We start from the raw sequence: 21,643 nt of genomic DNA on the forward strand, positions 1-21,643 counted from the left end.
AAACCTTTAACTTAGTCTGCTGAGTCTGGCTTACCTGTATCGCGGAACAACGAGTTGCTCCTGGCTCAATTGTGATAAAAAAGAAAACGAAAACGATTTCAAAAGTGGAAATTGTGTGAAAAAGCTGTAAATACGAATATTTCTCCCGGTGTATAGAAAATCATTCGTAAAAATCATTGACAACCTAAGCATACTATCTTTAGAATGAATAACGGAAAACAAAAAAAGCATAACCCTTTTCGTATAATCTCAAGAATCGGCTTGAGAGTCTCTACTGGATCACCGTAAATGATCAGGCTACGAGAAGAGTGGAACGGTGTTTGACATGGCTGCCTCGCGCGGCGCTGTTCCCCTTTTTGCAGAGCCTGCCGTAATGCCTTAGTGCGTTCGCGACAGGTTTCTTTGTTTGTTCCAACACAATTTTGGGAGGGTATTATCAAAATGGAACGTTTCTTTCGCTTGAAGGAACTCGGAACAAATGTCAGAACTGAAATTATGGCGGGGCTGACGACTTTCATGACGATGGCTTACATTCTGGCTGTCAATCCAATGATTCTGGGAAATGCCGGAATGGATTGGACAGGTGTTTTCCTGGCTACAGCTTTGGCAGCGGGTATTTTTACGATTGCAATGGGTCTGTTTATCAACTTCCCTGTGGCGCTTGCGCCCGGCATGGGGCTTAACGCTTATTTTGCTTCCGTTATTTTGGCTTCCGCCGCAACGGACAAGCCGATTTCTCCGGCAATGGGTCTGACAGCGGTATTTATTTCCGGTATTATCTTTATCATTCTGACGCTGACACAAGTGCGCCAGATGTTGATTACGGCGGTTCCCGATAGCCTTAAGCATGCGATTACGGTTGGTATCGGTATGTTCATTACGATAATCGGTATGAAAAATAGCGGTTTGATGACCATCGTTGTAGACAGCTTTACAGATATTGAACAAGGTTCGTTTACGGCGGTTAGCGCTAACGAAACGGTTATCCAGCTTGGAAGCTTCCACAATGAAACGGTCGTATTTACCTGTATCGCAATTTTCCTGATTGCGATTTTGATGGTGCTTCGCGTACCGGGCGCCATTTTGTTCGGTATTCTTGGCACAACGGTTATTGCGTTAATTACAGGACATGTTGACATTAACACCGCGCTGGAAAACAAAACATGGATTCCTGATTTTGGAACGATGCATGTTGCCGATTTCGACTTTGCCGGCGTATTTGAGGTTGGTTTGGTTACGGTTATTTTGACCTTTACCTTTGTTGAATTGTTTGATACCTTCGGTACGCTGGTCGGAACGGCCACTCGCGCCGGATTTATGAAAAATCCTGTTGAAGGGAAGAAAAAAATCGGCAAAGCGATGATGGTTGACGCAATTGGCGTCAGCGGCGGCGCGTTGCTTGGCACAAGCACGGTTACGGCTTATGTTGAAAGCTCCGCAGGTATTGCCCAAGGCGGACGTTCGGGCCTGACGGCTGTTACAACAGGGATTTGCTTCCTGCTTGCGATTTTCCTGTCACCGCTAATCGCTTTGATTCCAGGCTCCGCTACGGCGGCCGCGCTGATCATCGTTGGCGTGCTGATGATGCAATCCGTGAAGGAAATTGACTTCACCGATATGGTTTATGCTATTCCTTCCTTCCTTACGTTTGCGCTGATGGCATTTTCGTACAGCATTGCTAACGGTATCTCCTTTGGTATCGTTTCGTATGTGGTGCTGGCAGCCGTTGCCAACGTTGCGAAAAAGGGCAAATACCAGATTCATTGGCTTATGTGGATACTGGCAGTTCTGATCATCGCCCGTTATGTATTAATGGGCGGGGAGTAACGAGGGGTCGTTCCAGGCAGGAGGACTCTTTGTAAAAGGGAAGTTTGATTTGAGAAGCTTAAGCTTGATTTAAGAAGCAAGCTTGATTTGAGAAGTTTGATTTGAAGATCTTTTTGAGGCTGCGCCAATCCGGCGCAGCTCTTTTTTTGTCGTAGAATGTTGCCTTACAGTCGGAGGCCACTTCTGCCGGACAAAAATGTCCGTTAGCGACCATTTTTTAAGCATTTGGCATGTCCAATGGTCATAAATGTCCGCTACAGCAGCAAATCATGCGATTTGGAGCATTTTCCAGCACGTAACGGAAGTTTCTGTCCGTTACAATGAGGAAAGTTGGGTTTTGTCCTACCTAACGGACATTTTTGTCCGGTTAAGCATAGGCTCCATTGGAGTCACACATCACACATTAGGTTTACACACTATAGTTACTTATTGGAGTCACACATTAGGTTGGTACAATAGAGTCACTTATTGGAGTCACACAATAGGTTCGCGCATTAGAGTTGCCCATTAGTGTCAAGTCACACAATAGGTTCGCACATTAAAGTTACTTATTAGAGTCACACATAGGTTCGCTCATTAGAGCTACACATTAGCGCAAATCATTAGATCCACTCATTAGTACACAACCCTGAACAAGGTCGCCTGGCAAAATAGCTGCTAAAGAGCTGCCAAAAAGCAGCTCTTTATAATTCGTATCTCCGAAAAAGCAACAAGCCTATTGCCGTGGAAACAAGCATGATTGCAAGCGCGTTAAAAATAATGCCGGGAGCGAGGCCCGATGAAAACGATGCGCTGGACGCAAGGGTTGACATTCCGTAGATCGAATGCAGAATTATCCACTCAACCAGCGTTGCAGCCGAATCGGAAAAGCTGCTTAAGTTTCTGGCCAGAGATGCCGCCATTTCGCCAAGCAGCACATACCCCAGACAACCAATAACGGATGCCGTATTGCTTTTGAACAACATGGCGAGCATACAAATAACCGTTCCCAAAGCCCCATAAATAAAGACGCCGCTTATCATTTGGCTCCCGTAGTTCAGTGACAGCAGCTCCCGTATCCGTCCCGAGCCCAACAGCGCAACAAGTTGAAAGAGCAGGAAGATGGCGACGGAGGCTATTGCCGAAAGCGCTGCTTTTGACAGGTAAATGCAGCTGTGGTTTTTGCTTGTCATCCATTTCTGCTGCCACGTTTGCCATTGGTACTCTTGACCGATAAAAACGGATATCAATATTGCAATAAATATCCCCAATCCTTTTTGATACGTCAGGCCCATCCCGATAATGTCGTGTACCCCTTTAAAAGCGGTTAGCTTCCCGAAAATAGAAATACCCAAACGAAAATCCAGCCGCATCAGAAAAACAAGAAAAAGCGCAATGCAGCATGTAACGGCTGTAATCGCGTAAAGCAGCTTGCTTTTGCCCAATCTGTAAAGATCGCTTCTCCATATAGCTGTCATGGCGAGACTCCTCCCCTGGTGGACTGCATGTACATGGCCTCCAACGAAATCCCGTCCTGCAGCAAGTCCTTCATCAATATTTTCTTGGCAAGTATTCCATTATGCAAAATACCAAAACAGGTCGCGACATGCTGGAGCTCGCTTAAAATATGGCTGGAAATCAAAATGGTCATGTCTCTGTCCTGATTTAAATGGAGCAGCAGCTCCCGCAATTCCGCAATACCATCGGGGTCAAGCCCGTTCAACGGTTCGTCTAAAATAAGAATATCCGGGTTTTCCAGCAGGGCAATTCCTAATCGCAGTCTTTGCATCATGCCCTGTGAAAATGTTTTTGCCGGTTTTCCTTTGCAGTCTGCCAGCCCAACCGTTTTAAGGGTTTGTTTGATTAAAATGTCGTCGCGTATACCTAGCAGCAAGGCTTGCGCCTTCATATTTTCATAAGCGCTCATGTTAAGAAATAGCGACGGGAAGTTTATAACCGCAGAGGCCTTGATTTTGCGCCCCCCAGCCTCCGCAAGGGAAACCGTGCCGTTAAACCGGGGGATAAGCCCTGTTAAAATACGAAACAACGTTGTTTTACCGGAACCATTTCTGCCAAGCAGACCATAAATTTCGCCTTTTTGAAGTTGAAGAGTGACATCCTGCAAAACGACCTTTCCGTTGTACGCCTTATGTATACGCTCCGCTGATAAAAGGAGATTGCCCATCGAAATCACTCCAATTCGTCAAGGTGTGGTTATGATTTTAAAATCCAGAAAGCTGTATAACAAAAGGGAAAAAAGAACAATGACCGCAATCGTCAATAAAATCCCTTTAACCAACGCTTTTTTCATCCCTTTTCTCCATCTCCTAGACAACTTTTTTACAGCTTCCGCTTCGTTCAAATTTTGCTCCGTATTGGTCAGAGGCCAATTTCTGTCCATTGCCTGCAATTCTGCCGAGCAGCTATCGCAACAGGCCAGATGCTCTTCGATTATAGCTTTGCTGTCGTCGCTGCATACGCCATCGTGATACAACGGCAATAAATCCTTGATGATTTCACACGATATTTTCATTTCATCGCCTCCTGGAGTTGTTTTTTTGCCCTGTAATAAATGAGCCTTGCCCAGCTATCGCTTTTGCCGAACAGCTCCCCTATTTGAGCAAATGGCAGCTCTCCGAATACTCGCAGCGTAAACACTTCTTTGTAAGGCTCCTTCAAATTGTGAAGCAAAATGTGCAGGCTTCGGGAGGCCTCCTTATCAAAGTACGTGTCTGCTAAATCGAATGCCTCGTCCGGAAAATCAATCTTTATGTCTCCAACCAGCCTCTTTTGTTTGTTGTAGAGTGAAAAATATGTATTTTTGGCGATCTGACAAAGCCATGCATATAGCTTGCAGCTTCCATTAAATTGCTCGATATTTCGCAGAGCCTTAAAAAAGGTTTCTTGCGTAACCTCCTCCGCAATTTCTTCGTTTCGACAAAGAGTCAGCACATATTTATACACATCGGAAAAATGCTCCTTATAGATTTCTCCGAATTCCTTCACTTCCTCACCTCCCTCTATAAGACCCCGCTTGCATCAAAACGTTTCAATCTTTTTGTTATATAAGTTGAACAAAAGAGTTTCAGCGGTGTAGGCCGGCGTGTGAAAAGTTCTTCCGATCGCAGTTGTTCCCAGATTTCCCTGAATGATAGGTTCAAATGGTGAAATCCGGGAACACAAGCGAGCGCTTAAAACGTTCTGGAAGAACGTTACTTCGTAAGCATATGCTTTTCTCCAGAACCCCTCACACTCTGGCCTGTCGCTACTTTTCTTTTGTTCAACTTATATAGATCTTCCAATTATAACGAATCCAAATAGGATAGGCCGGACGTTCGGGCTGTATTATAATAAAAATAGAAGGCACAAATTGGGAAAGGCTGGCGGCGGAAGACATGTTTGTGATCGATTTGAATTGCGATATGGGAGAAGGCTTCGGCATCTATACCGTCGGGGAGGATGCGGAGATTATACGGCATATTACGTCGGCAAACATTGCATGCGGCTTTCATGGCGGCGATCCGGCCGTGATGAGGCGGACTGTCCGTCTGGCGGCGGAGCATGGGGTTGCAGTCGGGGCCCATCCCGGCTTGCCCGATTTGGCCGGGTTTGGCCGAAGGATTATGGAGGTTACTCCTGATGATGTTTACGAGATGACCCTTTACCAGATTGGGGCCCTACAGGCGATTGCATCGGGGGAAGGCGTCCGCCTGTCCCATGTGAAGCCTCATGGAGCCTTATACAATATGGCGGCAAAAAGCAGGGAGCTTGCAGATGCGATAGCAGAAGCGGTCTACAAGGCGGATGGGAATCTGATGCTGTACGGCCTGTCGGGAAGCCAGCTTGTTGCTTCGGCGGAGCGTTTGGGAATCCGGGCTATTCAAGAAGTATTTGGCGACCGCTCCTATGAAAATGACGGCACTTTGACGCCAAGACACAAGCCGGGCGCAGTGCTGAGCCAGAGCGATGAAGTGGCGATTCAGGTCCATCGGATGGTGACGGAAGGAAAGGTTAAAACGAGGGAAGGCCATATGCTGCCGCTTCAGGCTGACACTGTTTGTATTCATGGCGACACGGCTGGGGCTGCCCGCCACGCCGCCGTATTGCGCGCGGAGCTTGAACGGCTTGGCATCGCAGTTGCCCCGCCGCGATAAGGAGCGGACTTATTGAAACGACAGGCGGAATGGAAAGGAGCGGCAGCATGAACATAAAGCAATGGAGCATGGAGCCTTTGGGCGACAGCGCCCTGTTGATTACGCCAAGGATGGATTCAGGAGAGCACGCCTCCATGCATACTGTCATCAGCAGACTTATTGCCCGATTGGAGGCGTGTCGGGAATGGCTGGGGTATAGCGAATATGTGCCGGCTTATGCATCAGTGGCGCTGCATTATGAGCCGTGGCGAATTTTCAGAAGCAGAACCCGGGAAGAGGGAGCGCACGCCTCCATCTTTGAAACGGTGGCGGCAAGGGTGCGCAGGGTCTTGAAGGATTCTGGTCCTTATAACGAAAACCTTCAGCCGGAGCGGAGAGAGTGCGTTGAAATCCCGGTTTGTTACGGCGGGCAGCATGGTCCCGATCTGGAGGAGGCCGCAAGCCATGCCGGTATTGCTCCAGAGAAGCTCGTCGCTATTCACAGCAGCGCGAGCTATCTGGTGCACATGATTGGTTTTGCTCCCGGCTTTCCATATTTGGGCGGCATGCCGCAGGAAATCGCGGTGCCGCGCAGGGCAACGCCCCGTCAGCTTGTGCCGGCAGGCAGCGTTGGCATAGGCGGCAGTCAAACGGGCGTATACCCTGTTGCCACTCCGGGCGGGTGGCAGCTAATCGGAAAAACGCCGATCAAGCTTTTTCGCCCAGACATGTCCCGGCCCAGCTTGCTTCAAGCAGGCGATATTGTCCGTTTCAAGCCTATTAGTGAAAAGGAATTTTATGAAATAGATACGCAGATGTAAGGAATGGCGGCAGCCTGAATAAGCATGGTGGCATGTCTCAATACATGCTGCCTTGTAAAGTACCGTCTGAAGGGAGCTTGAATATGTCAATACTTATTATAAAGCCGGGACTGTTTGCTACCGTTCAGGATTCCGGCAGATTCGGTTATCAGCGTCATGGCGTTGTGGTTGGAGGATCGGCTGATCCTGCCGCGGCGCGGGCTGCCAATATTTTGGTCGGGAATGACGAAAATATGGCTTTGCTGGAGCTGACCTGGGCCGGGGCCGAGCTGGAAGCGGAGCGGGATTATGTTGTGGCCATATGCGGCGGGAATATGGAGCCGCTGCTGGATGGAGAGGTTTGTCCGATGTGGCGCCCGTTTCTGATGCGAGCGGGCAGCCGTCTTCTTTTTCGCAAGGCTATATCGGGTTATCGCTCTTATGTTGCGATTGCAGGAGGCATTGATGTGCCGCTTGTTTTGGATAGCCGCAGCACATATGCACGGGCGGGAATAGGCGGGTTTCAGGGCCGGGCATTGATGGCAGGGGATCGTCTTCGGGCATTGCCGCTGGATGAGGGCACGCGAGGTGAGCGGCTGATGGCACAGCTCCATTCCGGAGGGTTTGCAACAACCTGGCATGCGGGGCATTTTGCTGCAGTAAGCCGGGATATTACCGTCGTGCGCGCTATGGAAGGCGCTCATTTTGGGATGCTCAAGGAGGCTTCCCGGCGTCTGCTGCTGGACAGCGTCTTTCGCGTCGGCGTGCAGTCGGACAGAATGGGCTGCCGTCTGGAAGGGGAACGGCTGGAGCTGGACGGCAGTCAGGAGCTCCTGTCAGAGGCGGTAACTGCGGGAACCGTGCAGCTGCCCTCGGGCGGCAAGCCCATTGTTCTGCTTGCGGACCGGCAAACAACTGGCGGATATGCCCGAATTTTATCTGTCGCCACCGTTGATATTCCCGTTTTTGCCCAATTGATGCCGGGAGCGAAGCTGCGCTTTGTGTTGATTTCGCATAGGGAGGCGGAGGAGCTGCTGCTGGAATCGGAGCGTGATTTTAACCTGCTGAAGGCTGCGGTTGGCTTGAAAATCAGGGAAGGCGTCCAGGTGGGCTTATGAATGAAAAAGTGATGATTGTGGAAGACGAAAAAACAATTGCCGATGCTATCGCCTACGCGCTCAAGAGAGAAGGGTATGAGGTTGAAGCCGTTTATCACGGAGGAACGGCGCTGCAGCGGCTGCAGGAGTTTCGTCCCGACGCTATTATTCTTGACGTGATGCTCCCCGGCATGGACGGATATGAGCTATTAAAAAAGCTTCAAAGCAGAGGGAAGATAGGCATAATCATGCTAACGGCCAAAGAGGATATCGTCAACAAGGTGCTGGGGCTTGAGCTTGGCGCGGATGATTACATGACGAAGCCTTTTGATATGCGGGAGCTGCTTGCCCGGCTGAAGTCGCTGCTGAGAAGAATGCAGGCGGCGGGGGAGACGGAGAAGGGGGAGCTTGTTGAGCTTGGCGGAATTCAGCTGCGGCTGGACAAAAGAAGCGTGGTTGTTGGCGGAGCAAGCCTGGATATGACGCCAAAGGAATTTGATCTGCTGGCGCTGCTGGCCTCCAGCCCCGGGCGGGTTTATACGCGCGAGCAGCTGCTTGATCTGGTGTGGGGCATGGAGTACGCTGGCGGGACCCGCACGGTGGACATTCATGTGCAGCGAATCCGAAAAAAACTGGGACCGGTTCATAGCGATATTCTCCAAACGGTGCATGGCATCGGGTATAGAGGCATGGGGACGGGGGGCTAATGTGAAAACCAGCATCAAAATCAAATTCAGCATGTTTCTGGCTGTTTTGCTGCTCCTCACGGTAGTTATTATAAGCGTACTGGTGCTGGAAGGAATCAAGAAAAACCAGCAGGCCCAGTACGAGGCCTTGTTTGCCCAGCAAGCCCAAACCGCCAACATTTATTTTATGCAGACGATATTATCGCTGGATCATAAAGTGCCTCAAACCTATCTGGCTGCTCAAGGGCGGGAATTTGCGGAGCAGCTGGAGCTCATTAGCGGGCAGTCGGTTATTCTGTATGACAGCAGCGGCGCCGCCCTGAATCGAAACAATGCTTACACTGTCTCCGAAGGGATAAGCCGTACGCTTTCGTTTGCGCTAACTAACAAAACAGCGTTCCTGGTAGAAAACGACGCCTTGTATTATATGTCTCCGCTCAAGGTAGGTAACGAACAAGTCGGGGTTGTCCAATTCCACTATTCGCTTGCGGAGAATACGGCATTTTATAATGAAATTAAACAGCTGTTTATGTATATCGGCTCAGGCGTTTTTGTATTGAGCTTTATTTTGGCCTATTTTTATTTCAATTCCTTTGCCAATGCCATCATTAGTCTCAAACGGACCGTAAACAAAATCCGGGAGGGCAGCTATAGCGGCGAGGTTCTGAAAAGAAGGGACGAAATCGGAGAGCTGAGCCAAGGCATCCAGGCGATGAGCGATACGATCAGCGATACGCTTCAGGCGATGGAGGAGGAGCGCAGGAAGCTGACGCTGGCCGTCGAAAAGCTGTCCCTGCTGGACCAGCGGCAAAAACAATTTATCGGCAATGTTACGCACGAGTTCAAAACGCCGCTCACCTCTATTAAAGCCTATCTCGATTTGCTGGACATGTATCCCGATGACAATAGGCTGCTGGAAACGGCGATAGGCACAATCGGCAGTGAAACCGGGCGGCTTTATGAAATGGTGGAAAAGGTGCTGCAGCTATCCGCGCTCGAAAAATATGCCTTTGAGTTCAGCAAGGAGAAGGTGGAGGTACGGGGTGTCATTTTGGGAGTGTTGGAAGGCTTGCAGGGCAAAATCAGCAAGTTTGGCTTGACGCTGCAAAGCGAGTTGAACGAGGCCTTCGCCGAGGCGGACAGGGATAGCTTCACCATCGTTCTGGTCAATTTGCTGGACAATGCGGTGAAATACAACAAGCCTGGCGGCGTCATTACTGTGAGAAATGGCGTGCGGGAAGGTAAAGTGTGGATCGAAATCGCCGATACCGGAATAGGCATACCGGGGGAATTGGCCGACAAGGTGTTCCAGCCCTTTTATACCGTTGACAAAAACAGAGCGCGCGAAAACGGGGGAGCCGGCCTTGGACTTGCATTGGCCAGGCAGCATGCGGAAGTTCAGGGAGGAGCCGTCGAGCTGGTGCGAACCGATTCAACGGGAACCCTCTTCCGGGTTACGCTTCCGGCATACAATGCGCCGTCGATATAGATAGAATTAACATGCCGGATGCTTTTGTTTACATTTTTGAAACATACCGTTGTATTTTTGGAACATATTCTTGATACCTTTAGGGTGTGTCAAGACACGCTCTATTATCAAGGAGGAGAAAGATATGAAAAAAACAAAATGGCTGACAATGGCTGCCGTCCCGGTTCTGGCAATGAGTATAGGGGCTTGCGCAACAAACAATGATGGAGGCCGGGTGGTCATTCAGGAGCCGGGAAAAACGATTACGGTTGTGGAGGACTCTGCTAAAGAAACCGGCGAACTGGCTATTTCGGTAGAGGACATTCAAAAGCACGAAAATGTGGAGATATCGGCATGGCTGGATAACGACACGATGATTGTTTCAATGGAAAATAAATCATTGGACAAAATGACGATGTCAGAGGTCGCGGACGCTTATCCCAGAAGTCTTTATTTGTATCATGCCGGCACTCGCCAATTCGAGCTGCTGAAGGAGCAAAGCGGCGTCCATTTAAGCGGCGCAGCCTTGTCGCCCGACAAAAAGCATTTGTTGTATCAGGCATATAGCTTGGGCGATCCCACTTTTTATATGATGGATCTGGCTACCCTCGACACGATTCCGCTATCAGGCGGCACAATCGGCGGAGCGATGAGTGCGGGATGGGGCAGCGATGGTTCAGCGATCGGAGCGGCATACAGCGGAGGGGCATACCGGGCAACCGCTTCGGGAGAAATCGGCATTGTGCCGGGTCTGGAGGAGGAGCTGCTGGTCATCGCCAAGGTCGTTGGCAATAAAATGTATTACAATACAAACGCTGACGGTACTCTGAGAGCGATGGATCTCGATACGAAGGAAAAAACGAGTTTGGGCCTGGAAAATGTGTATGGCGTCTATCCTTCTCCGGACGGCAAGCAATTGCTTGTTTTGCAGTACAACGGCTCCAAAAGCACGCTTATTTTATGCAATCTGGATGGCAGCAATCCCAAAAGCATTGCGGAAGGAGCAGAGCTTGGAGGGGTTTCATGGTCGCCGGATCAGCGAATGATTGCTTATAGCCAAAAGGCCGACGCCAATGGCGCGGCCGTTAACGGCTTGTATGTATTCGACCTGCTGACAGGCGAATCGACCCAGATTGGGGTGAATGTCGGGCAAGCCTTTACCTCCTGGAGCCCGTCAGGCAAGGAGCTGGCTTATGCGGAATGGACCGGAAGCCAATATAACAGCAGTATTGTAACCTTGAAGTTTTCGCTTCAAAAATAAAGGAAGAGGGCTCCCCGCCCGCTATTTGTAAAACAAAAAGTGGGTGGGGAGTTTGCGTAAGGAGCCATCCGACGGTTTGTTGATCAGCTTGCCGTTAAAAACAAGCGAGGATGAACCGCCGCCATCCAGGTTGTATGCGTCAATGACGCCGTAGGCTTGAAGCAAATCCTGCAGCTCTGCCAGGCTTGCGCCGGAGCTGCCGGCTTCATTATAGCCATCCGTCACCAGCAGCAAGAGCTGGTTGTCCTTATAGTTGGCAATAATGGTGCGCGGCGCCCGTTTGGGGCTATTTTGCCATTTGGCGGGGATTTCCTGTTTGGCTCCTCCCTTTAACAGGATCGGCACAAAGGTAGCTCCAAACCTTGGCTTTTTGGCATCCAGCTGCTCCTGCTTATCGAACTTTCCGCCAATCAGCTTGCCGCTTTCGTTTAGGCCGACAAAAAACAAATCGAGATAGGTAGGCTGAAAGCCAGCTACATATTCGCCATTCACCATCGTTGTGCCAAGCGGATACCGGCTTCCTTTGCTGTCGGCAAACCCGCCTGCATTGACGCCAACGGCAGCGCCGTGTTTTTTGACGGCCTGCAGGGTAGTCATAGCTTGTCCCAGCTCCGAGCCTCCCAATACCATGTCCATGGCGTCGGGGTCTTTGAGCTGAATTTTGACAGCATAGCTTCTAAACTGTTCGTTCTTCAAATAAAACAGCTGGGCACGCAGCTTGTTCGACGATATGGTTGTGCTGGGCTTGCCAAGCCGCGCCGTAATTTTGGCGTCGTATATCGCAAGCGGCCTGCCTGCCTGAGCGGCAGCCAGCTTGCCGATCTCCGCCATCTCGGCGTTTGTTTTGTCGTAGAGCTCCACCTGCTTCCGAAGCGACTCCCCGGTATGGGCGGCTATTTCCTGAGCCTGATCCAGGCCGGAAGCCAATTTCCCTAGCGAGTCGGAGGACTGGGCGGATTGCCGCATCTCCGGCATGGCGATATCGCCGCTGGAAAGTGTAATTGCAATATTGGAGGACAACAGCCATATCAGAATGCCCAAAAAGGGTGTGACGGCAAATAGAGCGGTACGGTTTAGCAGCTTGACCGGATTCATTATTTAAGCACATCCAAATTTTTCTTCAGCTCGGCAAGCTGTTTTTTGACCTCATTCAGTTGGGTGTACAGCTTGTTGCTGTTATCGGTTTTGTTGTCCGCATTGTCCTTCGTAAAGGTAAGCAGCTCGTTCAGCGCGTCAACCTTTTCCTGCAGAGCGGCAATATCGCTGCTGTAGGTTGCCTCAAGCTGATTTAGCCTTTCATCGTAGGCCTTCTGCATGGCTTCGACCTGCAGCGAGGTTTGGCGTTCGATATCATGCGTAATCGTCAGCCTCATATTGTCGGTGTACAGCTTGGCGCCGTAAATGCCGCCGCCGATCAGCAGCAGCCAAATGCCCGCAAACACAATAAAGGCGGCCGTTCTCCGCTTATTGCGGGAGCTGGACGCCTGTCTGCCGGTCATAGCCGGCTCAACGCCTAAATCACTCATTTAAATTCATTCACCTCGTATGGAATTGATTCGTGCTCGCAGCTAGATGAACGAACAGTTGCTTGGCTATATTGTAAAGACGCTTCAACCCTCAAAAGGTTGCGCTTGTCCATGCGCTTTTCTCGCGGCTCGGGACAGGTTATAATTTCCAATAAGGGGAGGGGGAATGAAAATGTCTTCAATCGAGATTGTGCAATATGAACCGTCATACGCGGAGGACCTGGCCAAAATGTGGAATATGAGCAGCGGGGAATGGGGCGGCGGCGCTTCCATCCGATCCGCGGAGCAGGTCCGGGAGGATGAGGAGAAATCCGACGCTCTGCTAGTGCTGCTTGCTATATGCAAAAACGAGGTTGCGGGTTATTGCAGCATCGGGGAATTTCAGGAGGAGAGCGGTGTTCTTTATGTTCAATGGCTGAACGTCCGGCCTGATTTCCATGGGCAAAAGGTCGGTAAAAAGCTTATGCAGCAGGCTGTTGAGCAAGCGTTTGCCATGGGACGGCCGCGTATTGATCTATACACCTGGGGCGGCAATATGAAAGCCGTTCCTCTCTACAAAAAATGCGGCTTTTTCTGGGAAAACCGGGAACATGCCGTTCACTTCATCAATTTTATGCCGCAGGTGGCTTCCAGTCCCGCGCTTGCTCCTTATTTCCGGGAATTTGACTGGTATGGCGATTTGGCGAGAGAAATTGAAATGAAGCCGGATGGCGTCAAGGATAACGGCTTTGAAACCTACACCTACCTGTGGGAGAAGGACGGTAAAAAGCTTCGCGTTGATTTTGAGCGCAAGGGACATGGCATCTGCCTGATCGAAACAGAGGATTACGTGCTTTCTGCTAAAGCGGAGCAGGCCGAGCCGTTGTTTGGCAATTTTTACAACGTGGAATATCGCATTGTCAATAAATCCGGCGCTCCCTTGCATATGGATTTCAAAGGCGAAAGTGATGAGCATATAGCGTTCCAGTGGGAAAGTTCTCAGCAGGTGGAACAGGAGAGCATTATTGCCGCTCGTTTTTATGTGAACGAAATCGGCGAGGAGCAGAGCGATTGGCGCACCTATCCCGGCGTTCGGACAAAGGTAACAATCAACGGACGGGATGTTTTGCTCAAAATAGGTCTTGCAACCAAATTCCCGGCCAATCTGGCGCTGAATGTGCCGGTTGCCGCGCATCGGCCTGGCTGCGGCTACACCATGTACCTGGATGTTCATAATCATCTGCCGCAACCGGCAACCATTTCATTGCAGCTGCCGGCTCTTTCATGGCTGGAGTGGGGGCAACGTGAAATTCGTGTGCCGCTCCCGGCAAAGGAAAAGGCGTCGCTGGCCGTTCCTTATACGCTGCTGGATTACGGCTTTTATCATGAGCAGCTTGAGGTGCGACTTGTTGCGGAGGATGGCCGCGCCATTGCTTTCACTCATCATGTCCATGCGGGCTTTGGAGGACCTGGCGCCAAATATGCGGGGGAAACGGCTAAAGGCCTGGTAGTTCGGAACGGCGGCTGCGAGCTGCATTACAACAAGGATAAAAACGGGATTGCTCTTGTTGGCGTCAATGGAAAGGGTGAACGCCTTTTTTTGCCCGCGCCGCTTTTGGGCAAGCCGTATTCCAGCGAGTTTGTGCGGAAGAAGCCTCTTGCTGTGGAAACGATAGAGGAAGCGGCGGGTATCGGTCTTCGCATTTCGTATCGGGCGGAGGCAGTACCCGAGCTTGTTTTTTATACAACCATTCTGCTCTATGCGGACGGAACGGCAAAGCTGTGGCATGAATGGCGGAACGATTCGGCATCTCCGCTAACGCGCGAGGTCTGGGTTTCTCAGCCAATCCAGGCCAGTCTATATGGAATGATAGCGCCTTATCGTGGACAGCTATTGTCTAATAACAACTCAATTGGCAGTCAAATTGATGCATGGGACGACTCCTTTTTCCACGAGCCGTGGTTGTTTGTTCGAGGCGGCAAAACGCCGGTAGGCATCTGCTGGGGCACTGACTATGCTGTTGGATTCGGCGATTGGCATATGGAGCTGGAAGGCAGAATTATGGATGTAGGAGCTGGCGAGAAAAAGGCATTAAAGCCCATTTATTTATCCATGGGGGCATTTGCCGATTGGACGAGCTTCCGCGAGTTTGCCATGGCGGAGCCACAGACGGGCATACCGCCGATAACCGTTAACCCTGTGGAGTGGATTGTTCATGACGGCAATCCTTTTGTGAGTAATGAAACACAGGAGATAAAAGCTGTGCTGCGGGATACCAAGCAAGTGGTTTGGGAGGGGGAGGTTGCCGCTTCTTGCGGGGAAGAAGGCGACGCTTCGCAAACGGTCAGTCTCAAGCCGGAGGATGGAGCGGCTGAAGCCGTATTTTCTCTTCCAGTCCCGAATGCATCTGTTGAGGCAGTCAAGGCGCATGCAAGGCTCGGTCAGCAGGACAACATATTCAGCAGCGTATTGTTCCGGATATCCGGCGATGAGGTAAGGTTTGAGAAGCAAGGCGACGCAGCCTGCCCGATATTTCATGCGAGCAATGGATGCTTGTCTATTTCCGCGGCGCCGGACTATTTCCCGGGCCTTCATTCCATTCGCGTCGAGGGCAGGGAGTGGCTGGCTTCGGGCTTTCCTAACCATAGTCCAAAATCCTGGTGGAATCCCTGGATTGGCGGGTTTACCAGCGGCATCGGCGGCATAAGCGCGGCTTCCTTGCTGAAGGAGAAACATGCCGCAAGCTCCGTAAGCATCGCCGACGACAAAGGAAATATCTGGTCCGGTATCGCCGTCCGCCAGCATATTCTCGAGCATGACAAGCTAAAGGGCATCACGATGGATACCTTTTATTTGATGCTGCCAGGAGCGCCTGTGCTTGCTATAATGACAGATATCCGGCAATGTACGGGTTCATTCCTGCTGGAAACCTTGAGCAGCCAAATGAGCTTGCATTTTGGCGGTGCGAAAGAAACCACTTCCGAGCTTGGAAGCGGCTGGATCAGAACCTTTGATCTGGATGGACGCCCGGTTACTTATCCCATTGGAAAAGGGGAGGTCGGGGTGCGTGAGACGAGAGATTATGTATTTGGCTCGGACATGCACAATGGATTGATGCATATCGTGACTCAGGAAGCCGCCAATGCGCCGTGGATTTACGGGAATCCGGAGCTGTGCAGCCTTTCGTTTGCAAGCTCTGTCAGCATTCCCCACGGGAAGGGGCACCGTACGGCGCCGATTTTCCTGGTTTTCAGCGACAAGCTGCTGCCGGAGGGAGGACTTGAAGCGTTGCGCAATACCCTCTTTCCTTCTAACCCAAAGCATCAACAGTGGAGTGAAAGTCTTGTAGAAATGGAGCTGGAAAATGAAAATTATTGATGCGCATATGCATTTGTCCCATATCGACTCTTTTAAACAAACGGCGGCGGAACGTTCCTTTGTTGATTATTCGGTAGAGGGGCTGCTGCGGGAATATGAAGCCCAAGGCATTGTTTTGGGAATTGGCATGGGAGTGACGGAAACAGCCGGGGAAGGCTTCCCCGACCGGGACGCTCCAACGCCCATGGGCCTGGATATGGTATCGTCCTATCCCAAGTCGATCGTGTATTGTCCCGGGGTAAACCCGTTTACGCTGGATAATGCAGGACTGGATGCACTGGAGAAATCCTTGCAGCAGCCAGAGGCCGTCGGCATTAAAATTTATTTGGGGTATTATCCCTTTTATGCGTACGATGCCCTCTACCAGCCTGTGTACGAATTGGCAAAGCGTTATGGCGTTCCCGTTGTTTTTCATACGGGTGATACCTATTCAGAGCGCGGACTGCTTAAATATTCCCATCCGCTGGCGATTGACGAGGTGGCTGTTGCTCATCGCGGCGTTAATTTTATGATGGCGCATCTGGGCGATCCATGGGTGCTGGACGGTGCGGAGATCGTCTATAAAAACCGCAATGTGTTTGCGGACCTGTCAGGCCTGATGGTTGGCGATGCCGCTGAATGCGCTCGTCTCAAGGATTCGCCGCTGTTCTTTTCCCATCTTCGCCATGCGCTTGTATTTTGCGATAATTATGAAAAAATGCTGTTTGGCACCGATTGGCCGCTTGCACCCGTAGAGCCTTATTTGCAGTTCGTAAAGGAGCTGATTCCCGAGGCTTATCATGAGGATGTTTTCTATCGCACGGCGCTTAATGTATTTCCCCGAATTCGGCAGCGTTTAGAGTTATAGTGTGTGTTTGAAGCTGGTTCTGCCGCTGGGCATCTAGTGTAATGGAGGGGAGAGAGCTTATGGATTGGGAGGCCCACATCGGGCAATGGAGCACAGCAGCCGTGCGGCTGCAGGATATCCGCCATTGCAGTGTCAAGCTTGGAAACATTCCCGGCGGTTTTATAGCGCATTCCGGCTTTTTTGTAGTCACGACGCAAGGTGAAGCTAAGGCGAGCCTGTCGGGAACGGCCTGCCTGGCTCGTTCTCCCCACATTCTGCATGGAGGAAGCGGGGCCGAGCTGCGCTTCGCGGCGTTTTCCGATACGTTTTCCTGCTATCTGATTCTGTATGACGTTGTTGCCGCCTCTGGGGAAGGCCAGAATAGCCTTCATACTCCTTATGCATTTACTCCCCATGCATCGCTAATTTTGCAGGAGATGTGCCAAAGCATGGAGCGCTTATGGCGGCAGTCCGACCCGCTGGAGCGTTTGCAGGCACAGTCTCTTTTCCTTCCCTTCGTGCATGAGGTGTTGCGGCAAGCCCGGACGGCTGCGGCAGAAAAGGGTAGGCCCGATATTGTGTCCGAAAGTGTTCGTTACTTGAACGAGCATTATAAAATGCCGATTACGGCGGAAGATCTGGCAAGCAGGCAAAATTGCAGTTCCAGCTACTTATCCCGCTTGTTTAAAAATCAACTTGGCATTAGTCCAATCGACTATTTGATTCATGTACGCATCTTCAAGGCAAAGCAACTGCTGCTGGACTCGGAGGCCCGCATTCAGGAAATTGCGAGCGGCGTAGGGTACGGCGATGTTTATTATTTCAGCCGCCTGTTCAAGAAGCATACCGGACTTTCGCCGCTTCAATATAGGGAGCAAAACCAGCGGGTTGTTCAGTATAATCCATTGCAGCTGTCAAAATCATCTATTGAAACGTCTTGGCCCCTTCACCATAATGAGAACGAGAGTTATTATCAATGGGATAGGGAAGGGGAAACATCCATGTTTAGATTTTCAAGACCGGCGTTTGGAGCGATGATGCTTTTATGCACAACGCTGCTTCTTAGCGCATGCCAGGCAGCGGCGCCTGTTCCGTCGAGCAGTCCAACAGCGGCTGCGGCGCAGCCTGAGGCCAGCGCATCGGCTGCGGCAACTGCCGCCACGGAGAACGGAGCGGGAGAAACGCGTATGTATGAGCATCTGAAGGGTAAAACCAAAATTCCTGCGAAGCCGCAGCGCGTCGTTAGTCTTTTTCACCTGGGAGAGCTTATCGCGCTTGGTGTAAAGCCGGTTGGCGCTACAACCTTTATTTTGCAAAATCCGTTTATTAGCGATGTATCCGATATAACGGATGTGGGCGTTCCGCCTGATCTGGAGAAAATGCTGGCGCTGGAGCCCGACTTGATCGTTACTACCGCGGCTTTTGCCGAAGCTACAGAGGGCGGTTACGAGGCCCTTAGCCAAATTGCGCCAACGATTGTTGTCGAGCAAAATAACGACCCGATCAAGGATGTCGAAATGTTCGGAGATATTCTGGGCAAGCAAGAGGAGGCCAAGCAATGGAATGAGGAGTTTACGGCGAAGATAGCGGAATACAAAGAGAAAATTAGTCCGTATGTCGGAGCCGATGAAACGTTCTCCATTTTGAATGTGCGTTCAGAAGCTATCTTTATTTATGGCGACAGCAATATGGGGGGCAATATCATCTACAAGTATTTGGGGCTGAAGCCAACAGCCAAGGTGGAATCGGACGTGATTAACGGAGAAACCTGGGAAATATCGTCCGAGGTGATACCGGAATTCATAGGGGACCGCTTGTTCCTTGCCGTCAATGAAGGGGCAGAGGAAAATCTGAAGAAGGTTGAAAAGCTGATTCAAAGCACACCTGCAGGACAAAATGGTAAGGTCTATTCTATTGATTTTGACGAATTCCTTCCCAGCGATCCCATTGCGGTAGACAAGCAGCTGGACATTATCGCCGATTTGCTGATGGAAGGCAACAAATAAAGCAATCCATTAAACAGAAAAGAACAATAGGGACTCCACTAATGAAGGACATTTCGCTTCCATTGTCATGTGGGGTGAAATGTCCTTGTTTGTTTGGCGAGCGCTTTACGTTCGGCGATGTCTGGAGCTGCTGCGCTCGATCAGAGTAGGCTCAAGCTGAATGCTTACCGTTTCGGATGCCACCTCTTGCTCAATGCGATTAATTAACAGCGTCAGCGTGGTTGTAATCATCTCTTCAATGGGTTGATGAATGCTGGATATCCCCATAACCTTAGCCAAATACGTGTCATCAAAACCAATCAGGCTGATGTCCTCCGGTATCCGAATGCCTCTTTCCTGTGCTATCTTCATAAATTCCAACGCCATCACATCGTTTGAAGCAAAAACGCAGCTAAACTGAAATTCATTATTTTGCTCCAAATAACCTTCAATCGCTTTTCGGATAAGCAGGTTGCTGTTCTCGCCATCCGGGACGGCAATAAAATTATCGGAGTTAAAATGGATCTGATTTTCATACAACGTATTTTCAAAGCCTCGAAATTTATCATCGGCGTCAATTCCGATGTAGCCGAAGGTATTATGTCCGGCCCGCATAAATTGCTCCGCAACAAGGCGTCCGGCCTTGAGATGATTTAAGCCGACGCTATCGAATCCCTTAATCGTTTGTGTAATCACGACAGACGGAATAGGAAGCTTGCTTATTCTAGGAAGGTTATATTCCCCGGTTGGAACAAGGAGAAAGCCGTCAATCTGCCTCGCCATAAAATTTTGAATATTCTCCCATTCCAGAATCGAGTTATGCTTGGAGTTATGCAAAATAATATTATAACCGCGCTTTTTAGCTTCTGATTCCAGGTGATCAATTAATTCAACAAAATAAGGATTGTAAATTTCGGTGACGCAAATGCCAATCAGCTTGGATTGGTTGCGCTTTAAGGTCTGAGCCGTTTTGTTAGGAACAAATCCAACCTCCTCGATCACCTGCATGACCCGCTTAACAATTTCCTCGCTGACATCTTTGTTTCCATTAATGACCCGGGAGACAGTGGGCTGTGAAACATTGGCCAGCTTGGCTACCTCGCGCATTGTCATTTTTTTTACCATAGTGAAGCTCCTTTCCTCTATATCCTGAGATCAATCATCATCATTTATTTATATCTGAATACGAATTCTTGTATACTTTTATATTATACACAATTATCAGATCATGTGTTGACAATAATAACTTTATTATATAGTATTTTTATTGTGAATACGTATTCAGTAATTATTCTTAAGGGGGATCTCAATGAAGAAGATATTGGTTGTTCTGGGTTGCATTATTTTTATACTACAAGCAACGGGCTGCAGCTCGGCCGGCTCCGGCAAAAACGGAAATAACAAAATCGTCGTGTGGACACAAGCTGCTGCGGACCACCCGGAGGGCAAAATGTTCGCAAGCAGAGTCGAGCGTTATAACGAGGCAAATCCCGACAAGCTTCAGGTTGAAATTCAGAATATTACAAGAGCCGGCGCGGGTTCGGGGTATATTGACAAGCTGAATGCGGCAATTACCGCCAATGATATGCCGGATATATTCACCCTTGATGGCCCTGACGTTGCAGCGTACGTTGATGCTGGCGTCATCGGCGAGCTTGACAGCTATATGAGCAATGGCTTCAAGGAAGGTTTTACGGATTCGATTATTCAGCAGGGTACGGTCGACGGCAAGTTTTATGCGATGGGCTACTCTGATTCAGCGGTTGCGGTTATGTACAACGAGGATATGATTAAAGCCTTGCCGGCCGACATTCAGGCAAAGGTGCCGGCTGCTGACGAGGATTGGACATGGGAGCAATTTGTAGCGCTTGCCCGCGACATTGATACTTACGCCAAAAGCAGCTCGGATGCAGCATTTGCTGATTACAAGCTGGCGGTCAGCACCTTGCTGTCGGATATTGCAAGCGGAAGCTATGAGACGGGAACGTATTATTTTACACCGCTTTTGTGGGGAAATGACAGCAACATTGTAGCGGAGGATGGGCTGACGGTTGATGGCGTTTTAAATGGCGAAAAAAGCTTGCAGGCTTTGACAAGCTATGCGCAGCTGTTCGCAGGCGACCCGCTTGCAAGCGCTTCCGAACCGGAGAAGGCTTTTCATACGGGGAAAGCGCCGTTGGCGGTGGCAGGCTTCTGGTATGTAAACGAGCTGAAGGATAATTACCCGAATCTGAAATACAGAACGGTCAGATACCCGAAAATGAGCGAAGGCTATAGCGGCTCCTATACGCCATCGGGCAGCTGGACTTTTGTGAAAAGCGGAAAAATAACGGATGAAGAAAAGTCCAAGCAGGTTGTTGAGGTTATGGAATGGCTGACTAATGATCAAGCCGCAGAAGAATATTACGCTGCAAATGGCGCAATACCATCACGCAAAAATGCCATTTCCGTCATTAATACCAATACAGACAATGCTTATTACAATGAAGCATGGACGGTTATGCAATATCAGGTTGAGAAAACAAACAAAGCTCGCCCTGTGTCTGTTGGCTACCCGTATTTGTCAGAAACGTTTGCCAAGGATGTATTGCTGAAAATTGCGCAAAATCAAGCCGCAGATAGCGAAACGATTCAGAAATATTTGGATGACACGGTTAAAAAGCTGGATATGGAATTTGCAAAATACAAGAAATAAGC

General features: G+C 49.9%; 18 protein-coding genes and 1 riboswitch. Of the genes, 11 read left to right on the forward strand and 7 right to left on the reverse strand.

Features of this window, described 5'->3' with window-relative positions; all coding sequences use genetic code 11:
- Positions 1–219: 219 nt before the first annotated feature.
- Positions 220–320: riboswitch (purine riboswitch) on the forward strand.
- A 121-nt stretch (positions 321–441) separates the two neighbouring features.
- Entirely contained in the window at positions 442–1,827 is a 1,386-nt protein-coding gene (locus tag A7K91_RS11905) for an NCS2 family permease (protein ID WP_068682927.1), read from the forward strand.
- Positions 1,828–2,510: 683 nt separating this feature from the next.
- Here A7K91_RS11905 and A7K91_RS11910 read toward each other — a convergent pair.
- From A7K91_RS11910 to A7K91_RS11925, 4 genes are read right to left on the reverse strand one after another with little or no spacing between them, the layout of a single operon-like run.
- Positions 2,511–3,284, reverse strand: coding sequence for an ABC transporter permease (locus A7K91_RS11910; RefSeq protein ID WP_068682929.1), 774 nt, complete (start codon positions 3,282–3,284; stop codon positions 2,511–2,513).
- On the reverse strand, positions 3,281–3,991 hold the full coding sequence (locus tag A7K91_RS11915) for an ABC transporter ATP-binding protein (protein ID WP_068682931.1): 711 nt from the start codon (positions 3,989–3,991) through the stop codon (positions 3,281–3,283). Before A7K91_RS11915 ends, A7K91_RS11910 begins: the two co-directional genes overlap by 4 nt.
- Positions 3,992–4,009: 18 nt before the next feature.
- Complete coding sequence (locus A7K91_RS11920) at positions 4,010–4,339, reverse strand: zf-HC2 domain-containing protein (RefSeq protein ID WP_068682933.1); 330 nt, start codon at positions 4,337–4,339, stop codon at positions 4,010–4,012.
- Positions 4,336–4,812, reverse strand: coding sequence for an RNA polymerase sigma factor (locus tag A7K91_RS11925; protein WP_068682935.1), 477 nt, complete (start codon positions 4,810–4,812; stop codon positions 4,336–4,338). Before A7K91_RS11925 ends, A7K91_RS11920 begins: the two co-directional genes overlap by 4 nt.
- 389 nt (positions 4,813–5,201) lie before the next feature.
- Here A7K91_RS11925 and A7K91_RS11930 point away from each other — a divergent pair, with 389 nt between their 5' ends.
- The 6 genes from A7K91_RS11930 (at position 5,202) to A7K91_RS11955 (ending at position 11,251) form a co-directional block, all read left to right on the forward strand.
- Positions 5,202–5,960: a LamB/YcsF family protein gene (locus tag A7K91_RS11930; RefSeq protein ID WP_068682937.1), complete on the forward strand. Its 759-nt coding sequence runs from the start codon at positions 5,202–5,204 to the stop codon at positions 5,958–5,960.
- Positions 5,961–6,007: 47 nt separating this feature from the next.
- A complete protein-coding gene (pxpB, locus tag A7K91_RS11935) occupies positions 6,008–6,760 on the forward strand; it encodes a 5-oxoprolinase subunit PxpB (RefSeq protein WP_245697456.1) in 753 nt (250 codons plus the stop codon).
- An 83-nt stretch (positions 6,761–6,843) separates the two neighbouring features.
- The gene (locus A7K91_RS11940; protein ID WP_068682939.1) at positions 6,844–7,857 is read left to right on the forward strand and encodes a 5-oxoprolinase subunit C family protein; all 1,014 of its coding nucleotides are present in this window, start codon (positions 6,844–6,846) and stop codon (positions 7,855–7,857) included.
- Positions 7,854–8,543, forward strand: a complete 690-nt coding sequence (locus A7K91_RS11945; protein WP_068682940.1) for a response regulator transcription factor — start codon at positions 7,854–7,856, stop codon at positions 8,541–8,543. Before A7K91_RS11940 ends, A7K91_RS11945 begins: the two co-directional genes overlap by 4 nt.
- Before the next feature lies 1 nt (position 8,544).
- Positions 8,545–10,011: a sensor histidine kinase gene (locus tag A7K91_RS11950; protein WP_068682941.1), complete on the forward strand. Its 1,467-nt coding sequence runs from the start codon at positions 8,545–8,547 to the stop codon at positions 10,009–10,011.
- Between the two features lie 124 nt (positions 10,012–10,135).
- On the forward strand, positions 10,136–11,251 hold the full coding sequence (locus A7K91_RS11955) for a TolB family protein (RefSeq protein WP_068682943.1): 1,116 nt from the start codon (positions 10,136–10,138) through the stop codon (positions 11,249–11,251).
- A gap of 21 nt (positions 11,252–11,272) precedes the next feature.
- Here A7K91_RS11955 and A7K91_RS11960 read toward each other — a convergent pair whose 3' ends face one another.
- Both A7K91_RS11960 and A7K91_RS11965 read right to left on the reverse strand, forming a co-directional pair.
- Positions 11,273–12,346: a phosphodiester glycosidase family protein gene (locus tag A7K91_RS11960; protein WP_068682945.1), complete on the reverse strand. Its 1,074-nt coding sequence runs from the start codon at positions 12,344–12,346 to the stop codon at positions 11,273–11,275.
- Entirely contained in the window at positions 12,346–12,777 is a 432-nt protein-coding gene (locus tag A7K91_RS11965; RefSeq protein ID WP_082967407.1) for a hypothetical protein, read from the reverse strand. The genes A7K91_RS11960 and A7K91_RS11965 overlap by 1 nt, the downstream gene beginning before the upstream one ends.
- Positions 12,778–12,949: 172 nt before the next feature.
- Here A7K91_RS11965 and A7K91_RS11970 point away from each other — a divergent pair, with 172 nt between their 5' ends.
- The 3 genes from A7K91_RS11970 to A7K91_RS11980 are packed head-to-tail and all read left to right on the forward strand — an operon-like array spanning position 12,950 to position 18,967.
- Entirely contained in the window at positions 12,950–16,135 is a 3,186-nt protein-coding gene (locus A7K91_RS11970) for a GNAT family N-acetyltransferase (RefSeq protein WP_068682947.1), read from the forward strand.
- Positions 16,122–16,982 (forward strand): amidohydrolase family protein, encoded by an 861-nt coding sequence (locus tag A7K91_RS11975; protein WP_068682949.1) that lies wholly within the window; start codon positions 16,122–16,124, stop codon positions 16,980–16,982. The genes A7K91_RS11970 and A7K91_RS11975 overlap by 14 nt, the downstream gene beginning before the upstream one ends.
- Positions 16,983–17,041: 59 nt before the next feature.
- On the forward strand, positions 17,042–18,967 hold the full coding sequence (locus tag A7K91_RS11980; protein ID WP_068682951.1) for an AraC family transcriptional regulator: 1,926 nt from the start codon (positions 17,042–17,044) through the stop codon (positions 18,965–18,967).
- Positions 18,968–19,072: 105 nt separating this feature from the next.
- Here A7K91_RS11980 and A7K91_RS11985 read toward each other — a convergent pair whose 3' ends face one another.
- On the reverse strand, positions 19,073–20,071 hold the full coding sequence (locus A7K91_RS11985; protein ID WP_068682953.1) for a LacI family DNA-binding transcriptional regulator: 999 nt from the start codon (positions 20,069–20,071) through the stop codon (positions 19,073–19,075).
- A 184-nt stretch (positions 20,072–20,255) separates the two neighbouring features.
- Between A7K91_RS11985 and A7K91_RS11990 the strand changes: the two genes are divergently transcribed.
- On the forward strand, positions 20,256–21,641 hold the full coding sequence (locus A7K91_RS11990) for an ABC transporter substrate-binding protein (RefSeq protein WP_068682955.1): 1,386 nt from the start codon (positions 20,256–20,258) through the stop codon (positions 21,639–21,641).
- Positions 21,642–21,643: the final 2 nt, after the last annotated feature.

The sequence above is a fragment of the Paenibacillus oryzae genome, assembly GCF_001675045.1.
Taxonomy (GTDB): domain Bacteria; phylum Bacillota; class Bacilli; order Paenibacillales; family Paenibacillaceae; genus Pristimantibacillus; species Pristimantibacillus oryzae.

Excerpts from the sequence above, each read along its gene's own strand:
- A7K91_RS11960 (WP_068682945.1), bottom strand. The coding sequence starts at position 12,346 with ATGAATCCGGTCAAGCTGCTAAACCGTACCGCTCTATTTGCCGTCACA.
- A7K91_RS11915 (WP_068682931.1), bottom strand. The coding sequence starts at position 3,991 with ATGGGCAATCTCCTTTTATCAGCGGAGCGTATACATAAGGCGTACAAC.
- A7K91_RS11985 (WP_068682953.1), bottom strand. The coding sequence starts at position 20,071 with ATGGTAAAAAAAATGACAATGCGCGAGGTAGCCAAGCTGGCCAATGTT.
- A7K91_RS11940 (WP_068682939.1), top strand. The coding sequence starts at position 6,844 with ATGTCAATACTTATTATAAAGCCGGGACTGTTTGCTACCGTTCAGGAT.
- A7K91_RS11905 (WP_068682927.1), top strand. The coding sequence starts at position 442 with ATGGAACGTTTCTTTCGCTTGAAGGAACTCGGAACAAATGTCAGAACT.
- A7K91_RS11920 (WP_068682933.1), bottom strand. The coding sequence starts at position 4,339 with ATGAAAATATCGTGTGAAATCATCAAGGATTTATTGCCGTTGTATCAC.
- pxpB (WP_245697456.1), top strand. The coding sequence starts at position 6,008 with ATGAACATAAAGCAATGGAGCATGGAGCCTTTGGGCGACAGCGCCCTG.
- A7K91_RS11930 (WP_068682937.1), top strand. The coding sequence starts at position 5,202 with ATGTTTGTGATCGATTTGAATTGCGATATGGGAGAAGGCTTCGGCATC.
- A7K91_RS11975 (WP_068682949.1), top strand. The coding sequence starts at position 16,122 with ATGAAAATTATTGATGCGCATATGCATTTGTCCCATATCGACTCTTTT.
- A7K91_RS11955 (WP_068682943.1), top strand. The coding sequence starts at position 10,136 with ATGAAAAAAACAAAATGGCTGACAATGGCTGCCGTCCCGGTTCTGGCA.
- A7K91_RS11910 (WP_068682929.1), bottom strand. The coding sequence starts at position 3,284 with ATGACAGCTATATGGAGAAGCGATCTTTACAGATTGGGCAAAAGCAAG.
- A7K91_RS11945 (WP_068682940.1), top strand. The coding sequence starts at position 7,854 with ATGAATGAAAAAGTGATGATTGTGGAAGACGAAAAAACAATTGCCGAT.
- A7K91_RS11980 (WP_068682951.1), top strand. The coding sequence starts at position 17,042 with ATGGATTGGGAGGCCCACATCGGGCAATGGAGCACAGCAGCCGTGCGG.
- A7K91_RS11990 (WP_068682955.1), top strand. The coding sequence starts at position 20,256 with ATGAAGAAGATATTGGTTGTTCTGGGTTGCATTATTTTTATACTACAA.
- A7K91_RS11965 (WP_082967407.1), bottom strand. The coding sequence starts at position 12,777 with ATGAGTGATTTAGGCGTTGAGCCGGCTATGACCGGCAGACAGGCGTCC.
- A7K91_RS11970 (WP_068682947.1), top strand. The coding sequence starts at position 12,950 with ATGTCTTCAATCGAGATTGTGCAATATGAACCGTCATACGCGGAGGAC.